The following is an 18,286-nucleotide window of genomic DNA, read 5'->3' on the forward strand; positions in this document are numbered from 1 at the left end:
CCAGTCGGTACGGTCTCGGCTCGGGTGATCTGGGCATTCCGTATCAGCGGCCCGACGGGACCTGGGGGTATGTGTTCGGGGATTCGTTCACCGGGCAGGACAGTTCGGGGGTGTATATCGGGTCGCCGGTGATGCTGTACCAGAACGCATTCGATGCGTCGGGGAGTTTCGCCGGTCACTTTCACCGGGGCGCAGCCGGTGCCGTGTGCGCAGCTGTTCGCGTATCGGCATCAGGCCGACAACGGGTTCGGGTACGAGGTCAGCAGGATTCCCAACGATGCGATCACCCTGACCGTCGGCGGGAAGAGCCGGATCTTCATCCAGTACACCTCGGTGAATCAGTGGGTGCCGACCGGGAGCGCACACGACGGGTCGCTGATGGCGGGCGTCGCCTACTCCGACGACGGCGGCGCCACCTGGCGCGACTTCGACACGCACTGGCCCGGAGATGCGCAGGGCAGCAACGGAAGCCTGGAGATGTCGTGGTCGTTCGCGGGCGTCGACTCCGACGAGAATCTCTACGTGTTCGGCAAGGCATGGAACGGCAGCCACCACTACGCCGCCGACGGCGGGCGGATCCAGCTGGTCCGCTACCGGCCCGCCGACTTCTTCGACGGCACCTTCGGCACCCGCGAGCACTGGGCGTACCGGGGCGGCGCGTGGCAATGGGTTCCGGCCGCCCAGGCCCCGCCCTCGCCACTGTTCGCGCCCGGCAACAATATCGGCGAGTTCTCGGTCAAACGGGTCGGCGACACCTACGTCATGAGCTACTTCGACGTCACCGACTACAGCGTCCGCACCCGCACCGCCCCCCGCCCCGACGCGGTCTGGACCAACCCGAAAACCCAAGTGGTGGGCCGCGCTTACTGGCCGCCCAGCCACTGGTTCACAAGCTCCCTGTCGAACCTGTACGGCGGCTACATCCACCCGGGCAGCACCGACGCCTCGAACCTGACACTGATCATCAGCACGTGGGATGGGACCGTAGGGGACCGGCCCTATACCGCTACGCAATGGACCGGGTTGTCGGCCTGACGTCCTGCCGCATGATCCCGGCGTGCCGCACTCCCATGATTCCGGCGTGTCGACACCTTCATGATCCCGGCGTGCCGACACTTTCATGATCCCGGCGTGCCGATACTCCCATGATCCCGGCGTGCCGACACCTTCATGATCCCGGCGTGCTTTTGGCCGGGATCCCACCACGATTCCGGCCAAAAACACGCCGGAATCACAAGGTGGGTCGATTCGAAGTGGACCCCGCTCAGAGCAACTTCGCCCACTCGTCCAGCGTGCGCAGCGCGTCGGCCTCCTGTAGCTGCGGCAGGTGGAAGGTGATCCCCTCCACCCCCGCCTCCCGATACGCCTCGACCAGATCACGCTGCGGCGGAACGGCATTGGCGATCACCGGGACATCGGATCCGATCTGCGCGATCTGCTCGGCCACCAGCTCCGGCTTCACCACGCAGTTGGGCATCCAGCCGCCGAAGCGGTGCGCCCGCGCGATGGCCGCGGGGCTGTTGCCGCCCACGTAGACCGGCGGGTGCGGCCGCTGAATCGGCTTGGGCCAGGCGAAGATCGGATCGAAATCGACGTACGTGCCGTGATACTCGGCCTTTTCCTTGGTCCAGATCTCGATGACGGCGGCCATGCGCTCGTCCAGCAGCGCGCCGCGGGTGCGGGGATCGGTGCCGTGATTGCGCATCTCCTCGCGGTTCCAGCCCGCGCCGATGCCGAAGATCGCCCGCCCACCCGACAGGTAGTCCAGGCTGGCCACCTCCTTGGCGGTGTGGATGGGGTCGCGCTGCATGAGCAGGACCACGCTGGTGCCCAGCAGCAGCCGCTCGGTCACCGCCGCCGCGGCGGACAGCACCGCGAACGGGTCGAGGGTGCGGTAGTACTCGCGGGGCAGCTCGCCGCCCAGCGGATACGGCGACGAGCGATCGGCCGGGATGTGGCTGTGCTCGGCCAGGAAGAAGGAGGCGAAACCGCGCTCTTCCAGCGCGGTGGCAAGTTTGACGGGGTGAATGGACTCGTCGGTGGCGAAGGTCTGCACACCGATCTTGGTAGTACCAATCGTCATATCATCAGACTAATTCAGCGACCCGCGAGTCCGCTCGTCGCGATGCCCCGTACGAACGCCTGCTGCGCGAACGCGTACACCACGAGCATCGGCGCCAGCATCAGCAGGGCGGCGGCCATGAACACCGGCCAGTTCGCGGTGTACTGGCCCTCCATCCAGAACAGGCCCAGATTCAGGGTGGAGATGCTGTTGTGCTGAATCATGATCAGCGGCCACAGGAAGTCGTTCCACACCGTCACCCAGGTCAGCACCGCGAGCACCATGACCGCAGACCTGGTGTGCGGCAACAGGACTCGCCAATACGTCTGCCAGACGGAGCAGCCGTCGAGAATCGCCGCCTCCTCCAATTCGGCTGGGAGGGTGAGGAAGAACTGCCGCATCAGGTAGGTGCCGAACGCGCTGCCGAACAGTCCCGGCACGATCATCGCCCACGGGGTGTCCACCCAGCCGAAGGTGCGCATGAGGATGAACTGCGGAATCACGGTGACGGTGAGCGGCACCATGAGCGTGCCCAGGTACGCCAGGAACACCACGTCGCGACCCTTGAAAGGCAAGCGCGCGAACGCGTATCCCGCCAGCGAGCAGAAGAACACCTGCCCCGCGGTGACCAATCCGGCATACAGGATCGTGTTCAGGAACATGCGCCCGAACGGCACGAATTCGAACACCAGCCGATAGTTCGACCATTGGGGATGCGCCGGAAGCACGCCCGTGCCGGTGATCTCGCCCTGCTTCTTCAGCGAACCCGCCAGCGCCCACAGCACGGGCAGCAGCGTGCACCACGCCATGACCACCAGCGCGAGGTAGACCAGCAGTCCGCGCAGCGCGCGTCGGGCGATCACCCGCTCGTACAGGGGTGCGCGAGTCGCCACTCACACCTCCTCGGATCTCGCACGCCCCCACCGCAATTGCAGATAGGTCAGCGTGAGCAGGATCGCGAACACCACCCAGGCCAGGGCGCAGGCGTAGCCGAGATCGTCGAACTGGAAAGCGTTCTGGAACATCATGATTCCGAAGATGAAGGTGCCGGTCTCCGGCCCGCCGTTCGTCCCGGTCAGCACGTACGCCTGATCGAAGGCCTGGAACGAGTTGATGATCGAGATGACGAACACGAAGCCCAGCGCGGGCCGGATCAACGGCAGCGTGATGGACCGGAACCGCCGGAACCCGCCGGCCCCGTCGATGCGCGCGGCCTCGTGCAGATCCTCCGGCACGCCCTGCATGGCCGCCAGCAGCACCGCCGCGGCGAAAGGCACGCTCTTCCAGATGCTTACCAGGCACAGGGAGACCAGCGCCCACTTCGGGTCGATCAGCCACTGCACCGGGCCGAGGCCGAACCAGCCCAGCACCCGGTTGAACAGCCCGCCCTGGGTGTTGAACATGAAGCCCCACACGATGGCCATGGCGGCGGTGGACGCGACCAGCGGCATGAACATGACGCTGCGAAACACCGCGATTCCCTTGAGTTTCTCGTTCAGCGCCGCCGCCACCGCCAGGCTGATGACGACCGTCGGGACCAGCGTGCCGACGGTGAAGAGCACGGTATTGCGCAGCGCGATGTAGAACAGCGGATCCTGGGCGAACAACCGCCGATAGTTCGCCGCCCCGACGAATTTCGGCGGGCTGAACATATTCCAGTGATTGAAGCTGAGGTACAGCGAGAACAGCAGCGGGAAGATCAGGAACACCAGCACCGCAAGCAGATTCGGGGCGATGAACGTCCGCCCGGCGGCGGCCTTGCGCCGCACCAGCGCCGACCGTTGCCGACCTCGGCGGTGGTTCTCGGCGGGCGCGGCGGTGCTCATACCGACCCCCGCAGCAGGCGATTGAGCTCGTCGGCCGGGCCCTGCTTGAAGAAGGACGCCTGCGCGCCGCCGCGCAGCACGCGGTCGGAGTAGCGGATGAAGGCCGCGTCGACCTGCGGCCACATCGGGCTCACCGGAAGGTGATTGGAGTTTTCCGGCCCACCGGTGAGCACCTCGAGATTGCGAATTCTGGTGTGCGCCTTGGCAAAATCAGGAGAGTTACGCACCGACTTCAACGCCGGTACGAACAGGCCCGAGGCGGCGACGGCCTGCTGCCCCTCCGGGCCGGTCGCGAACTTGACGAACTCCCAGGCCAGATCCTTCTTCGGGCTCGCGGCCGCGATGGCGAGACCGGTGGTGCCGATATCGGATTTCGCGCCCTGCCCGTGCGGCCCGACCGGCAGCACGGTGACATCGAAATCCAGGTCGGGGGCGGCGACGAAGCCGCCGTACTGCCAGTGCCCGGTCAGCACCATCGCCGCCTTGCCCTGCGTGAACAGGTCCAGCGCCGACATGGAGGCCGAGATCGTCTGCAGGTCGGCCGACAGCGGCGCGACGCGGTGCTTCACCGACAGGTCGGCGTAGAACTGGAAGCCCTCGATGAATCGGTCGTCGTCGATATTGGTGTGCGTCGGGTCGATCGGCGGCGTGAACCACGGTGCGCCGTTGTTCATCCCGAAGATCGCCGCCGACCAGCGCGGCACCGGCCACGCGTCGGCGAACCCCCACTGCGTGGTGCTCCCGGCGGCATCCCGCTTGGTGAGAGCCGTTGCGGCGTCCAGGAATTCGGCGAAGGTCCAGGCATGCTCCCAGGATCCGGGCGGCGGCTTCAGGCCCGCCTCTTCGAACAGTTTCCTGTTGTAGTACAGGAAGATTCCCGCCCACTGCTCGGGCAGGACATACTGCCCACCCCGGAACTGGAAGGTCTCCAACAGATTCGGGGTGCTGTCGGCGTGCAGTCGCGCGGCGTAGGCCGGATCTTTGTCCAGCATCCTGTTGAGGTCGTACAGCACACCCAGTTCGGCGAACCGCGAATACGACTCCCACTGCATCAGTACGTCCGGGCACTTGCCCCCGGCGCAGTAGGTGAGGATCTGCTGCTGCGGGTCGGGCCCCGACATCTGCACCTGAATCTTGATCTCCGGGTGCAGCCGCCCGAACGCCTCGATGATCTGCATCCGCACCTTCGCCTCGTTCGGCGCGGCCTGGAAGAAGAATGTCAGTGCATTAGGATCGCTCCCACAGGCGCTGAGGCCCGGAAGCGCCAGCGACGCCCCCAGCGCGGCGGCGCCACCCAGCAGCGCACGCCGGTTCAACATCATCGTCCTCCGGAATACGTAGAGACGAGCCGTCTCTCACGGTAACCCACCGCCGGTCGTCCCACGGACGAATCCGGTGGACGATCATGACTGGTCATCCCTCGGAGCGCCGCCGAATATCCCGGGCGCGGGGCTGGTCAGCGGCAGCGGTCGCAATGCGTCGCTGTGCTGTTCGATCGTGCAGAATTCGAACGGCCCGTGCGGGTCGAGCAGCGCCGCCATCTGCGGGTCGGCATGATCGAGTAGCCACGTGCTCATTCCGAGCCTGCTGTCGCCCCGCAGGTACTCCCACGCCCGCCACAGCGCCTCGAGCCGAATGACCGCCTCCGCGTGCTTCCACCAGTCCCGGCACCAGGCCGTGCGCCCCGCCACGATGTCGCGCCGATACACGAGGCTGAGATAGTTCTCGACGAATTCGACAACCGAGTCATAGACCCGGTCCGAGGCCGCGGAGTCGTTCATACCGACTTCGACGCCGGGCGAGCACGAATGGTTCCGCACGGTCACCGCCGGATGACCCGGGTTACGAAGTCCTATGCACGTGGGTTGGAGATCCGAAGTCGGGCAGCCGACGCCTGCGTGTAGCGATCACTGACGACCGCGCCAACCCAGCCCGACCAAGGTCGGCCACCGGTCACCTTCGATCCGTGCTTCAAGGTCGGCGATGCACTGATAACGAAGGCCGGATTCGACCCGGCAACCCGTAAGCGAGACGATGGCATCCACGACAGCTACTCGTTCCACTCCGCGGCCGCCCGCCCGCTTCGCTGGCTCTCGCAACATGCTAGCGTCCGGACAGTGGTTGCTGTCCGGACGCAACCCTGCACACGGGGGATGTATGACCTTCAAAGCGGATCTGGAGATCCTCACCAAACTTGGTGCCACGCTGCACAATCTCGCGGAGGAGGTGGGGAACATCAAGGTGGAGAATGCGCCGGATCCCGGTGCCGCGGATCCGCTGCTCTCGGCCTGCGCCGCGGGGGCGATCACCAAGGAGCTGATCTTCGGGGGGCTGGTCGCCACCGCCAAGGAGCGGTTGAGTGAGACCGGGGACGTCATGGTCGACGTGGCCACCCAGTTCAAGAATCAGGACGACAACGCCGCCGATGCGCTTGTTGCCGCGTACAACAGCGCCACGGGTGCCTGGACCGTGGAGCCGACCAAATGAACGACTACGTCCCGGCGCCGACGCTGGACTGGGTTCGCAACTGCAACCCCCGGATTCTCGACCGGTACGCCGACGAGTGGGAGAAGATCGGCGCCGACCTGGAGCAGGTGTACCAGAAGTACGTGGACGCCGTGGTGAAGGTGGACGGCACCTATTGGGAGGGCAAGGCGGCGATCGCCGCACACGACCGAGCCACCGGTGACTACAAGACGATCCAGACACTGTCCGACAAGCTGACGGCGCTCGCGAATCAGCTGCGGCAGGGGCACGGAGCCATCAACGAGCCGCTTCAGCGTGCCCGGGGCTACCTGTCCGAGTGTGAGCACAACGGCTGGTCGGTGACGCCGATGCTGACGGTGATCGGCAGCGGTGAGGTGCAGAAGCTGGCCGACATGAACCGCGATCTGCACGAGGCCGCCCAATCGGCGTTGAATGCCGATATCGCGCTGCAGGATGCGTTGAACGGTGCGAAGAAGGATCTGGCGATCGCATTCACCTCGGCGGCCGCGCTCGGTGCGGATCAGGCCAAAGCCGATGGGCAGCACCTGGTTTCGGACCCCACCCATATGACCGAGGCGGAAATTCAGCGCCTGATCGACGCCGGTCGGCTGACACCGGAGCAGATCGCGGCCCTGCACAGCGGTGGCACGGCGACCATCCCCGCGGCGCAGATGGAGTACCTGAACCAGATCAGCCGGTCCCTGGATGGTAATAGCCCCCAGGAGATTCAGCAGATCATGGACAAGCTGCCGCCGGACGCGCAACGCGGACTTGCCAATTCGCTACAGCTGATCTCCACCAGCACCGTAACCGCCGGTGTGACAGGCGATCCGAAGATTCCGGAGCACGGCGGCGAGAACCTGCTGCCGAAGAAGATGCGCGAGTCGCTGGATCGAACGGATCTGACCAAGACCACCTGGAGCACGAGCGGCGGCCCCATCGCCAGCAAGTACATCGAGCTCAACGGGGTGGCCGACAACCAGGCGATCGCGAAGATCGCCGGTTCCGCCGACCCGAACCTGCGTGCCGGTAGCGAACTCGACAAGAAGGTCCTCGACGTCGGCGCGAAATACCTGCAGGCGCAGACGGAATGGGAGCAGACGCCGGACAACAAGCTCGTCGGCTTCACCGTCGACGGTCGCGGGGCGGACCCGGGCAGCAAGATCACCGACGATATGTTCAAGGCCGTCGGCGACGACAAGGCCGCCGTGCAACATTTGGTGGTCGGCAGCGACGGCAAGCCGAACGCGCAGTTCTTCCACGATGCGCTGACGCATCAGTGGAAGGATCACGGTGACGCCGTGTCCTCACTGTTCAAATTCAGCGATCAGAATGTGACGCCGATCGATTCCCAGCGCCAAGCCTCGATCATGAGTGCCTTCGGCCAGTTCGCCGCCGGTGACAACGCCCCGAGCCATATTGCGGGCGGGGACGACAAGTGGAAGCTGTACGACATTCCGGGTACCGATCACAAGAATGTGGGGCAGCTCAACCCGAATCTGGTTCGGGCGCTGTCGGTCGGCATGAGCCCGTATGTCAATGATCTGATCAATCCGGGCAACCCCTCGCTCGACGGCTTCAATGTCGGCGACGGCTCGGGCCGCAGCTGGACCGATCCCGGCGGCAACAATACGTTCACGGGCTCGAAGAATATTTTCGCGCTGATGGATACCGACAAGGCGGCGGGGGACAATCTCAATGCTCGTGCCCTGGAGGAGTCCTTCGAACGCCAGGCCCTGGTCGGGCACAATCCGAACGACCCGCAGGCCAGAAACTATCTGCTGAACGCCGGTCAGCTACAGGGGCTGGTCGATGCCGGGCTGCGGGACGAGATCAGTTCCGAGGTGACGGACAATAATCAGGTGGCGCAGGACGTCTACAATCGGAAGAAGCTGATCTACGACACGGTCAAGACCGCGATCGGCACCAGCGTTCCGATCGGGGACGGCGATGACAAGATCACACTGAAACTGCCCGGCAGCGACGGTGTTTCGAAGATGCTCGGCCTCGGTGGCGATCCACTCAAGGACGCGATCATCGGTCCCGCTCCAACTGCCGGGAACAATGATATCGGGCTGAATCCCCCGAATTTCGATCGCCAGGCGTACAACGTTCTGGCGAATGCGGATGTGCCGGAGAACCTTCGGCAACAGTATCCGCGGCTGTTCAATGCTGATGGCAGCCTGAGATCCTGGCCGGACATCAACTCGACTCCGTATAACGCTCGCGAGACGGGCGGCTCGAGCCCGAATGAAGACATCACTGCGCTCTTCAATCAGCTCGGCCGACCGAATGACGGACATCAGACGGCAATGAAGGACGGATACGACATCGTGACGGGTGATCACCGGCAGGGCGACGATCGGCCCACTCGAAAATGACTGTCAGGCATAGGTTGTCGGCGATCCTCCTTATCGCCGGTCTCGCAGTCTGCGGCTGTAGCGGCAAGTCCACGGCTCCGTCGCCACCGGCCTCCGAGCCTGAACCGGTTATTCCGTCCACGAACGTGTGGTCGGCCGATCCGGGTGTGGATCTGTTCTCGCGTGGCGCGGAGTTGGTCCGTGCCACGATGGAGGCCGGAGGCTATGCCGCCTATGTGGGTGCCGATCATTCCTATCCTGGCTACGCGCGTGGGGTCGCTGCTCTTACCGATGAGATTGAACGTTCGAAGACGCCCGACCTGGGTGTGAAGAAGCTGGTGTCGCCACAGCCCACCGATCCGGATCTGAAACTTCAGCCGCTGACGACGTATCTGCATATGACTGCATTCGACGCTACCGATACCAAGGTGAGTGCAATTGTCTGCGGCTACACGGTCTGGCCGGAGCAACTGCCGTACGAGGATGATCGCTATGTCGGTGGCGGTACGCGGATCGAGCTCGAAAATACGGTCGCTGACCCGGGGGCCGCAGGCATTGCGAACCGAGACCCCAACTATCAGGACCCGCGGGCACATCGCTCACCCCGGTGGGACGTTTTCGGTACCTGGAGGGTCACCACTATCAAGGGCCCGGTCGGTGCCGGGCAGTACGCGCCGGAGTGCCTGCCCTGGTACCAGCAGCAGTTTCCCACCTTCACCAAGGTGCCGGACCTCAGTGAGCTTCAGGCCCCACCCGGATACCAAGCTCCCCATCATCCCGTCGCCCCGCAGTTCCCGGAGTGGATCGGCCCTACCAAGACAGGGTGAATCACCCTGTGCTGGTTCGAGACCCACAAGGGTCCTGACGAGTGTTGATCTCCAGAACAACAGAGGCGGCCGGGTATCCGCGGGCAGATACAGGGGGAGGGCCGGGAGCATCGCATTCCCGACTACCTGCGCGGGCACGACGGTGTCATCGGATCTGGTGCGCAACGAAGATGATCCAGCTCGGTGAACACGCAGACCAGCTGGCAGTTCAGTCCCGATGAATTCCTCTGGGTGTGGGCGGCCGAGACGGAGGTCCAGATCATTCTGTGGGGACGGTATCCCCGGTCCGCGACCCGGTTGCGGACGTTGGCGGCCGCCGTCGGCGATCTCGGCGTCGTCCTCTTTTAAAAGCCCGGCCCCACAGCGGAATTCGATCGCGACATCAAGCTCGTGGTCACCCGGCGCCCGCCGGGGTCGCCCGGAGACTCGTCGGCTACACCCCGCGCGTCCGGGGCGAGGAACCGCCGAGTTCCTGGCTGCGCAACGACGACGGCCTGCGCCCGATGGAGTAGCGAATTCGCCTGCTGCTGCGGGCTCCTCGCGCCGCCGAGGGCTATATCCGCATCGCCCGCGAAGTCGCTCGCCGCGCCGGACCGGAATCGCGGTAGGCGTCAAGCGCAGCCCGCGCGCAGATCCTCGCAGCGGTACCGAGTTCCGTCGGCGCGGGTGATGTCCAGGCGCGAAAGATAATGGTAGGAGTACGCATTCGCGTCGCCGGACGGGTCGACCGCCGCGGTGGCGGAGTCGTTACGCCAGGGCGGATCGGTCAATTCGGCGTCGGCCGTGGGGCTGTGGCGCAGATACTTGTCGAACCACGCGGTGGTGTACCAGGTGGCCATATCGCGTCCCCGCAGTGACGAGGGGATCAGGCCCACGCTGTCCGCGAAGTCGATGTGGTTTCCGCCGCGCAGCACGATGGCGGCGGAATCGACACCCGCCTTCGAATAAGCCTGGGATGCATGGGATTTGCTCTCCGGGTCGGGGGCCTGCGCGTAGGGGACCGGGGCGAGGAGATAGTCGCCCGTCATGTGCAGGGCCGGTGTGGTGAGCGCGGGGGGCGGCTCGTTCGGTGAGCCGAAGCACCGGTCGGGGAACCCGTACAGGGCCGGGAGCTGCACGCCGAGGATATTGTTGACCGGAGCCGTTGCGAACGCGAGCATTTCGTCCTGCGGCGGTCCGGGCAGGCACAGGCTGTCGAGGGCGACGATAGCGCGGACCCGGTGATCGGCCTGGCCGTTCCAGCTGGCCGCCTGCGCGCCGTAGGAATGGCCCGCCAACCCGATCTCGCTGTCGTCCACCAGCTTCCACAGCGGGTTGTATCCGCGCGCCGTGCCCGCTGCCGCCCGGCGCTGCTGTTTGGCCGAATGATTCGTACCGGTGCTGCGACTCGGCCGCGGCAGATAGGGTCGATCCGGAGCCGACAGGAAGAAGTCGAGCGCGTCGATCTGGCCGTCGTAGAACGGTAATCCGTTGCCGCCCAAGCCGAGTCCGTCTCCGACGGGGCGGTTGGTGCCGTTGAGCAGGGCCCCGGTCAGGCTCTGCGGGCCGACGAAGCCGAGCAGCGGTGTGCCCGCGAAGGCGTCCTCGAGCTGGTCGGGGGCCTCGCCGAACTGATCCGACATCCCTTCGCCCTGCGGATCGTAGGTGAGCACCACGTATCCGGCGCGGGCCAGGGCCTGCGCCAGGAACCAGTACGCCTGTTCGAAGCCGACGATGGATCCGTTGGCGAACACCACTCCGGGCCGCCGCGCCGGACCATCCGCCGTGGCCCATACGGTGCCGGACAGGGTGGCCCCGGAGCGGGAGGTGAACAGCACCGGTTCCGCCAGTCCACCGGATGCCCGCCAGCGATCGATGCCGACCTCGGGATCGATCGGGCAGGTCAGTACGAGCGTGCACGAGTTCGGATTCGGTTGGCGCTCAGGGTCGGCCCGTAGCGCCTCGAGGCGGCGTCGCTGATAGTCGACGGTGGCCGCCGCGAGCCGCGCCGGATATCCGGTGCCGAGCTTGCCGACCAGGTCCTTCGTGGTCTCCGACCAGATCAGCAGGTTACGTGCCTCGGCGGCGGGATCCACCCACTGCCCGGGGGCGGCGACGCCCGGCGAGGCGAACAGCAGCAGCCACACCAGCGCGAGCACCGCACCGGCCGGTGCGGTTGCGGGCAGTCGTAATCCGCTGTGCCGCATGAGTGCGCCATCGATGTCCCGCATCCGATCCCCTGTCATTGGGCCTCGGATACTGAGAGTATTTACATTCCATCGTGCTCGCAACTGTCCGATTAGGGGTGCCGGAGGTGCCGCTGGGGCAGCGGTGAAGCTCCACTGCCCCAGCGATACCTGGCGGTCCGGACTTACCGTCACCGATGCATGGATTACAGGTATGGGCGCGTGATCATCTCGAGCCCGTGTCCGGCGGGGTCGAAGAAGTAGACGCCCCGGCCGCCGTGTCCGGTATTGATCTGTCCCGGCTTCTGGGAGTGCGGGTCGGCCCAATGGTCGATCCCGCGTTCCACCAGGCGCGCATACGCCCGGTCGAACTGGTCGTCGTCGACCAGGAATGCGTAGTGCTGCATGGGGAAATCGATCGGCGGCTCCGCGAACTGGAGCAGCACCCCGTCCTCGCAGAGCAGGTTGGTGAACACGCCCCACGAGGGCGCCTCCGCGAGTTCGAAGATGTCGCGGAAGAACGCGGCGGACTCGGTGCGGTCCTTGGCGGCAATGATCGTGTGGTTGAACCGTGCGGTCATGAATTCTCCTGTGGTGATTGATCTTTCGTGCTCGTGGTCAATCACGACGGAGGTGGGCCCCGCCCGGCCCCTACGGTGCTCAGGTGAGCACCGGGTCACCGATCTGTGTGTGGCTGTGCGCCGTCCCGGTCATCATCGGTGGCGAGTGTAGCCGATGGCTACAGGTCGAGGAAGCGGACGTCTTTGGCGTTGCGGGTGATGAAGCTGCGGCGGGCTTCGACGTCTTCGCCCATGAGGATGCTGAACAGTTCGTCGGCGGCGGCCGCGTCGTCGAGGGTGACCAGGCGCAGCAGGCGGGTCTCGGGGTCCATGGTGGTTTCCCAGAGTTCTTTGGGGTTCATTTCGCCGAGGCCTTTGTAGCGTTGTACGCCGTCGTCTTTGTTGATCTTCTTGCCGGCGGCTTGGCCCTGTTCGAGCAGGGCGTCGCGTTCGCGGTCGGAGTAGGCGAATTCGGGTTCGCTGCGCTGCCATTTGAGTTTGTAGAGCGGGGGGCAGGACAGGTAGACGTGGCCGTGTTCGACCAGGGGGCGCATGAACCGGAACAGCAGGGTCAAAAGCAGGGTGGTGATGTGTTGGCCGTCGACGTCGGCGTCGGCCATGAGGATGATCTTGTGGTAGCGGAGTTTGGCGATGTCGAATTCGTCGTGGATGCCGGTGCCGAAGGCGGTGATGATGGATTGGACCTCGTTGTTTTTGAGGACGCGGTCGATGCGGGCCTTCTCGACGTTGATGATTTTGCCGCGGATGGGGAGGATGGCCTGGTACATGGAGTCGCGGCCGGATTTGGCCGAGCCGCCGGCGGAGTCGCCCTCCACGATGTAGATCTCCGACAGCCGCGGATCCTTGGCACGGCAGTCGGCCAACTTGCCGGGGAGGCCGCCGAGGTCGTTGGAAGTCTTGCGGCGCACCAATTCCCGCGCCTTGCGCGCCGCGACGCGCGCTTGCGCCGACGAGGCGGCCTTCTGCACAATGATTTTGGCGTCGGCGGGGTTCGCCTCCAACCAGTGCATAAGATTCTCGTTGCAGGTGCGCTGTACGAAGGATCGCACATCGGTATTACCGAGTTTGGTTTTCGTCTGTCCCTCGAACTGAGGATCGGGCAGACTGACGCTGACGATCGCGGTGAGTCCCTCGCGGATGTCGTCGCCGGTGAGGTTGCCGTCCTTGTCCCTGAGCAGCTTCTTGTCTCTGGCGTACCTGTTGACCACCGAGGTCAGTGCCGCCCGGAACCCCTCCTCGTGGGTGCCGCCCTCGTGCGTATTGATCACATTGGCGAAGGTGTGCACGGACTCGGAGTACCCCGAGTTCCACTGCATCGCCACCTCCATCCGGTGCCGAGAGTCCTTGCCGGAGAACGCGATAACGGAATTGTGGATGGGCTGCTTCGACCGGTTGAGGTGCCCGACGAAATCGATCAGGCCGCCCGGGTAGTGATAGGTCAGGGACCTGCTTTCGTCGTCGAGCCCGTCGCGCTCGTCGGTGAGGACGATGGTGAGCCCCTTGTTGAGGAATGCCTGCTCCTGCAACCGGCGCGCCACGATCTCGAAATCGAAGGTCGTGGTTTCGAAGATCTCCGGATCCGGCCAGAACCGGGTCAGATTGCCGGTGCGCCGCGTCGGTTCTCCGCGCAGCAGTTTTTCCGGCTTCGCATAGACGTAGTTCTGTGTCCAGTGATACCCGTCCCGGTCGATCTCCAGCTCGATGCGAGCGGACAGCGCATTGACCACCGAGACGCCGACGCCGTGCAAACCGCCTGCCACGGCATAGGTTTCGGAGTCGAACTTGCCGCCCGCGTGCAGTTGGGTCATGACGACCTCGACCGTCGGGACCCCCAGGGCATGCATCTCCACCGGGATCGCCCGGCCGTCGTCGGCCACCTCGACGCCGCCGTCGGCCAGTAGCCGGACGGTGATGCGGGTGGCGTGACCGCCCATCGCCTCGTCGACGGAGTTGTCCACGACCTCCCAGATCAGGTGGTGCAGGCCGCGTTCGCCGGTGGAGCCGATGTACATGCCGGGGCGCTTGCGGACCGCGTCCAGGCCCTCGAGGACCGTGATGTTGGCGGCACCGTAGTCGCGAGCCATCGCTGCGGTGGTGTCGTTCGAACGGGAATCGTTGGCAGCCACCGCGCGGGGCCCTCCTCACGTGTTCGGCCGTCGACACCGGGCGCAGGCACACGGGGGTCCCCTCGACGCGTGCGTCCACGAATTGCGGAGTGCTCGAGACGGCGGGTTCCCCCGAGATTGCGCGCCGACCACCGGCGACCTCACCGATACCTTTCGATCTCCACTCTACCTGTGAAGCGATCTCTGGCGCGAGTTAGACACGCCTGATGGCTTCATGAAGCCATCAGAACCCAACAGCTCGAGTAGGGATACGTATGAGCGCGATCCGATGGACTCACATGGACGCTGGGCCGCAAACTCCCGAATTGCCGCGAGCCGGTTTCGCGGTGGCGACCACCACGGCCAGCGCACCGGCGAGCACCACCAGCACCCCCACATACCCCGCGAGACCGGCCCAGCCGTGCCAGGCATAGGCCAGCCCCGCCGCGCCGCCCACCAGCGAGCTACCCAGGTAGTAGGCGAACAGATACAGCGACGAGGCGGCCGCCCGGTTACCCTCGGCGGCGGCGCCGACCCAGGCGCTGGCCACCGCGTGCGCCCCGAAAAAGCCTGCGGTGCACAGCAGTACGCCCGCCAGAAGCACCGGCAGGTGGTCGGGGACGGTCAGCGCCAGCCCCGCGGCCATGGTGAGAATCGAGACACCCAGTACGCGGGCGCGGCCCAGTCGATCGGCCAGCCGCCCGGCGACGGTCGAGGAGGCCGTTCCCGCCAGATACATGACGAACACCAAACCCGCTGTGGCCTCGGACAATCCGAACGGCGCGCGGATCAGCCGATACCCCAGGAAGTTGTAGACCGACACGAACCCGCCCATCAGCACGAACGCCACCCCGAACAGCGGCAGCAGCGTGCGATGCCGCAGATGACCGGCGAGATCGGCTGCCAGCGAACGGATTCCGGTCGGCTGCGGGACGAACCGCCGCGACGGCGGCAGGCCGCGCACGAACCAGACCGTGCACAGCGCCGCCGCCACCGCCACGGCCGCGTCACCCCACCGCCACGACGCCACCTCCAGCGTGAACGCCGGAATCAGCCGCCCGGCCAGCCCGCCGATACTGGTCCCCGCGACATACACGCCCATCGCCGCACCGAGCCCCGCCGCCCCGATCTCCTCGGCCAGATACGCCATCGCGACCGCGGGCACCCCGGCCAGCGCCAGGCCCTGCACCGCCCGCCCGACCAGCAGCACCCCCAGCGACGGGCTGAACGGCAGCAGCAGCCCGATCACGCTGGCCGCCACCGCCGACGCGATCATCACCCGGGTCCGCCCGAACCGGCCCGACAGCACGCTCACCGGCACGATCGCCAGCGCCAGCAGGCCCGTGGTCAGCGACACCGCCAGCGCCGCGTGCGCCGGGGTCGCCGCGAACGCCGCCGACAGGCTCGGCAGCAGCGCCTGCGCGCTGTACATCGAGGCGAAGGTGGTCAGGCCCGCGGCGAACAGGGCGACGGTGATCCTGCGTTCGTGGGCCGAGACATCGGCGGGAGCGGCGGCTGAGGTGGTCATGACGCTCAGCATGGGCACGGGCGGTCTGAAAAAGGAAATGCATAATGATTGAGAAGTTGATGCAGTGATGACATTAGGAGAGCTGGCGTGCGGGAGGCCCGGCATGGCGAGTGACGATCTGCACTGGTTCATCACCCTCGCCGAGCTGGAGCGCGTGGGCGCGGCCGCCGGCCGGCTACACCTGACCCAGCCCACGCTCTCGCGCATGCTGGCGCGGCTGGAACGCAGGCTCGGCGTCGAGCTGTTCGACCGGCACGGAAAACGGCTGACGCTCAACGAGTTCGGCCGGGTCTTCTACGAGCATGCCCGGCGCGCGCAGGGCGAACTCGACGCCGCCGCAAGGGAACTGGCCGATCTGGCCAATCCGGCCAGGGGTGTGGTGCGGCTGTCGTTCCTGCACTCGTTCGGCGCGCGGGTGGTGCCGGAGCTGATCTCCGGATTCCGCCGCGGGTCCGGCCGCATCACCTTCACCCTGAGCCAGGACGCGGCCGCGGCGGTGACCACGCGTGTGCTCGACGGCAGCGCCGACCTCGGCCTGGTCTCCCCGAAACCCGCCGACGCCGGGCTCGGGTGGCGCACGCTGCTGCGGCAGCGGCTGGCCCTCGCCGTCCCGGCCGACCATCGGCTCGCCGGGCGTCGCCAGGTGCGGCTGGCCGAGGCCGCCGACGCCGAATTCATCGCTATGCCAACGGGTTTCGGCATGCGGCGGATCCTCGACGACCTCTGCGCCGCCGCCGACTTCCGGCCCCGGATCGATCTGGAGTCCAGCGATCTGGTGACGGTCGCGGGGCTGGTCGCGGCCGGGCTCGGGGTCGCGGTGCTGCCGATGGAGGAGCCGCCGGTGCGCGGTCCGGCGCCCGCGCCGGTGCTGATCCCGCTCACGGATCCGGGGGCCGCCCGCGCGGTCGGGCTGATCTGGTCGGCGGGGGCGGCGCCGTCGGAGGCGGTGCGCCGATTCCGCGAGTACGCGCTCGCCTGGGCGCAGCGCACCCCCTGAACCGGAACATGCCCGTGACCAGGTGGTAGCCGTCTATTCACTGGGCGATGTCGGTGCTGCGCGTTAAACTTTCCTTGCACGAAGCAGACGTTCGAGACCGGAAAGCAGGCCATAGCTCCTATTGCGAACACCAGGTGAATTCGGCGACCCGACAACTTCCACGGCCGGCATCGGGGGCGGCGGCAACGGTTCGGGCCCTGCCGCGCGAACCGTGCGTTCGAGCATTGAGCTGGCACCGGAATCCGTCTTCGGCTTCCTCGGCTCCGCCGACGCGAACCTCCGCGAGCTCGAGCAGTTGCTCGACGCCGATATCCATGTCCGTGGCAACTCCGTGACGCTGACCGGCAAGGCCGCCGATGTGGCGCTCGCCGAGCGGGTGGTCGAGCAGCTGGTGGCGCTCACCGGCCGCAACCGCATGGTGACGCCCGAGGCCGTGCGGCACACCGTGTCCATGCTCACCGAGGGCTCGTCCGACTCCCCGGCCGAGGTGCTGAGCCTGGACATTCTGTCCCGGCGCGGCAAGACCATTCGGCCCAAGACGCTGAACCAGAAGCGCTACGTCGACGCGATCGACAAGCACACCATCGTGTTCGGCGTCGGACCGGCCGGTACCGGCAAAACGTATCTGGGCATGGCCAAGGCGGTGCAGGCGCTGCAGACCAAGCAGGTCAACCGCATCATCCTGACCCGCCCCGCGGTCGAGGCCGGTGAGCGCCTGGGCTTCCTGCCCGGCACCCTCAACGAGAAGATCGACCCGTACCTACGCCCGCTCTACGACGCGCTGCACGACATGATGGACCCGGAGGCCATCCCGAAGCTCATGGCGGCCGGGGTGATCGAGGTCGCGCCGCTGGCCTACATGCGTGGCCGGAGTCTCAACGATTCGTTCATCATCCTGGACGAGGCGCAGAACACCACGCCCGAGCAGATGAAGATGTTCCTGACCCGGCTCGGGTTCGGCTCGAAGATGGTCGTCACCGGCGACATCACCCAGATCGACCTGCCGGGCGGGACCTCGGGGTTGCGCCTGGTCAGCGAGATCCTCACCGATATCGACGACATCCACTTCGCCGAACTCACCTCGAGCGACGTGGTCCGCCACCGCCTGGTCTCGGAAATCGTCGACGCCTACGACCGCTACGAGTCCGACACGCGCCCGGTCACCACGGCCCACTACCCGGGCAATCGCGCCCAGCGCCGAGCCGCCGGTCGCGCTCGCCGCTGACGGAGATCCTTGCCGCGCATCGCTCCGCGCTGCACGGCAAGGAAGACGGGGACCGCTATCGTGCGCCGGGCGGGGATCGCTGTTGTTCGTCGGGCCGGGATCCGCTGTTGTTCGTCGGGCGGG

The 18,286-nt window shown here is 66.2% G+C and carries 16 protein-coding genes; 7 read left to right on the top strand and 9 right to left on the bottom strand.

Translation table 11 applies throughout. The features are described from left to right. Positions 1-153: 153 nt before the first annotated feature. Positions 154-1,035 (top strand): DUF4185 domain-containing protein, encoded by an 882-nt coding sequence (locus HPY32_RS05755; RefSeq protein WP_197696592.1) that lies wholly within the window; start codon positions 154-156, stop codon positions 1,033-1,035. 229 nt (positions 1,036-1,264) lie between these two features. Here HPY32_RS05755 and HPY32_RS05760 read toward each other — a convergent pair whose 3' ends face one another. The 5 genes from HPY32_RS05760 to HPY32_RS05780 form a co-directional block, all read right to left on the bottom strand. Next, positions 1,265-2,083, bottom strand: coding sequence for an LLM class F420-dependent oxidoreductase (locus tag HPY32_RS05760; protein WP_067592978.1), 819 nt, complete (start codon positions 2,081-2,083; stop codon positions 1,265-1,267). 14 nt (positions 2,084-2,097) lie between these two features. Beyond that, entirely contained in the window at positions 2,098-2,937 is an 840-nt protein-coding gene (locus HPY32_RS05765; protein WP_067596160.1) for a carbohydrate ABC transporter permease, read from the bottom strand. An 18-nt stretch (positions 2,938-2,955) separates the two neighbouring features. Next, the gene (locus HPY32_RS05770; RefSeq protein ID WP_067592975.1) at positions 2,956-3,888 is read right to left on the bottom strand and encodes a carbohydrate ABC transporter permease; all 933 of its coding nucleotides are present in this window, start codon (positions 3,886-3,888) and stop codon (positions 2,956-2,958) included. Next, positions 3,885-5,207, bottom strand: a complete 1,323-nt coding sequence (locus tag HPY32_RS05775; protein WP_067596159.1) for an ABC transporter substrate-binding protein — start codon at positions 5,205-5,207, stop codon at positions 3,885-3,887. The genes HPY32_RS05770 and HPY32_RS05775 overlap by 4 nt, the downstream gene beginning before the upstream one ends. Before the next feature lie 84 nt (positions 5,208-5,291). After that, positions 5,292-5,669 (bottom strand): DUF4913 domain-containing protein, encoded by a 378-nt coding sequence (locus HPY32_RS05780; RefSeq protein ID WP_067592972.1) that lies wholly within the window; start codon positions 5,667-5,669, stop codon positions 5,292-5,294. Positions 5,670-6,045: 376 nt separating this feature from the next. Here HPY32_RS05780 and HPY32_RS05785 point away from each other — a divergent pair, with 376 nt between their 5' ends. The 4 genes from HPY32_RS05785 to HPY32_RS05800 all read left to right on the top strand — a co-directional run bounded on the left by HPY32_RS05785 (position 6,046) and on the right by HPY32_RS05800 (position 9,910). After that, on the top strand, positions 6,046-6,375 hold the full coding sequence (locus tag HPY32_RS05785) for a hypothetical protein (RefSeq protein ID WP_067592969.1): 330 nt from the start codon (positions 6,046-6,048) through the stop codon (positions 6,373-6,375). Between the two features lie 122 nt (positions 6,376-6,497). Beyond that, the gene (locus HPY32_RS05790; protein ID WP_156674662.1) at positions 6,498-8,756 is read left to right on the top strand and encodes a TPR repeat domain-containing protein; all 2,259 of its coding nucleotides are present in this window, start codon (positions 6,498-6,500) and stop codon (positions 8,754-8,756) included. Positions 8,757-8,881: 125 nt separating this feature from the next. Further along, on the top strand, positions 8,882-9,562 hold the full coding sequence (locus HPY32_RS05795) for a hypothetical protein (protein WP_082871680.1): 681 nt from the start codon (positions 8,882-8,884) through the stop codon (positions 9,560-9,562). Positions 9,563-9,745: 183 nt separating this feature from the next. Next, positions 9,746-9,910: a hypothetical protein gene (locus HPY32_RS05800; protein ID WP_156674661.1), complete on the top strand. Its 165-nt coding sequence runs from the start codon at positions 9,746-9,748 to the stop codon at positions 9,908-9,910. A 263-nt stretch (positions 9,911-10,173) separates the two neighbouring features. On the opposite strand, the gene HPY32_RS05805 is transcribed toward HPY32_RS05800, so the two are convergent. The 4 genes from HPY32_RS05805 to HPY32_RS05820 form a co-directional block, all read right to left on the bottom strand. Beyond that, positions 10,174-11,772, bottom strand: coding sequence for an alpha/beta hydrolase family protein (locus HPY32_RS05805; RefSeq protein WP_067592960.1), 1,599 nt, complete (start codon positions 11,770-11,772; stop codon positions 10,174-10,176). A gap of 161 nt (positions 11,773-11,933) precedes the next feature. Further along, a complete protein-coding gene (locus HPY32_RS05810; RefSeq protein ID WP_067592957.1) occupies positions 11,934-12,308 on the bottom strand; it encodes a VOC family protein in 375 nt (124 codons plus the stop codon). Between the two features lie 158 nt (positions 12,309-12,466). Continuing rightward, complete coding sequence (gene gyrB / locus HPY32_RS05815; RefSeq protein WP_156674878.1) at positions 12,467-14,392, bottom strand: DNA topoisomerase (ATP-hydrolyzing) subunit B; 1,926 nt, start codon at positions 14,390-14,392, stop codon at positions 12,467-12,469. 316 nt (positions 14,393-14,708) lie between these two features. Further along, a complete protein-coding gene (locus tag HPY32_RS05820; RefSeq protein WP_067596158.1) occupies positions 14,709-15,941 on the bottom strand; it encodes an MFS transporter in 1,233 nt (410 codons plus the stop codon). Between the two features lie 103 nt (positions 15,942-16,044). Here HPY32_RS05820 and HPY32_RS05825 point away from each other — a divergent pair, with 103 nt between their 5' ends. After that, complete coding sequence (locus HPY32_RS05825) at positions 16,045-16,938, top strand: LysR family transcriptional regulator (protein WP_067592952.1); 894 nt, start codon at positions 16,045-16,047, stop codon at positions 16,936-16,938. Between the two features lie 169 nt (positions 16,939-17,107). Then, entirely contained in the window at positions 17,108-18,163 is a 1,056-nt protein-coding gene (locus tag HPY32_RS05830) for a PhoH family protein (RefSeq protein ID WP_067596157.1), read from the top strand. Positions 18,164-18,286: the final 123 nt, after the last annotated feature.

This window comes from Nocardia terpenica (assembly GCF_013186535.1).
Lineage (GTDB): Bacteria > Actinomycetota > Actinomycetes > Mycobacteriales > Mycobacteriaceae > Nocardia > Nocardia terpenica.

Coding starts and splice junctions, on each gene's coding strand:
- gyrB (WP_156674878.1), bottom strand. CDS start 14,392: ATGGCTCGCGACTACGGTGCCGCCAACATCACGGTCCTCGAGGGCCTG.
- HPY32_RS05810 (WP_067592957.1), bottom strand. CDS start 12,308: ATGACCGCACGGTTCAACCACACGATCATTGCCGCCAAGGACCGCACC.
- HPY32_RS05785 (WP_067592969.1), top strand. CDS start 6,046: ATGACCTTCAAAGCGGATCTGGAGATCCTCACCAAACTTGGTGCCACG.
- HPY32_RS05755 (WP_197696592.1), top strand. CDS start 154: ATGCGTCGGGGAGTTTCGCCGGTCACTTTCACCGGGGCGCAGCCGGTG.
- HPY32_RS05770 (WP_067592975.1), bottom strand. CDS start 3,888: ATGAGCACCGCCGCGCCCGCCGAGAACCACCGCCGAGGTCGGCAACGG.
- HPY32_RS05820 (WP_067596158.1), bottom strand. CDS start 15,941: ATGACCACCTCAGCCGCCGCTCCCGCCGATGTCTCGGCCCACGAACGC.
- HPY32_RS05760 (WP_067592978.1), bottom strand. CDS start 2,083: ATGACGATTGGTACTACCAAGATCGGTGTGCAGACCTTCGCCACCGAC.
- HPY32_RS05805 (WP_067592960.1), bottom strand. CDS start 11,772: ATGCGGGACATCGATGGCGCACTCATGCGGCACAGCGGATTACGACTG.
- HPY32_RS05825 (WP_067592952.1), top strand. CDS start 16,045: ATGGCGAGTGACGATCTGCACTGGTTCATCACCCTCGCCGAGCTGGAG.
- HPY32_RS05775 (WP_067596159.1), bottom strand. CDS start 5,207: ATGTTGAACCGGCGTGCGCTGCTGGGTGGCGCCGCCGCGCTGGGGGCG.
- HPY32_RS05780 (WP_067592972.1), bottom strand. CDS start 5,669: ATGAACGACTCCGCGGCCTCGGACCGGGTCTATGACTCGGTTGTCGAA.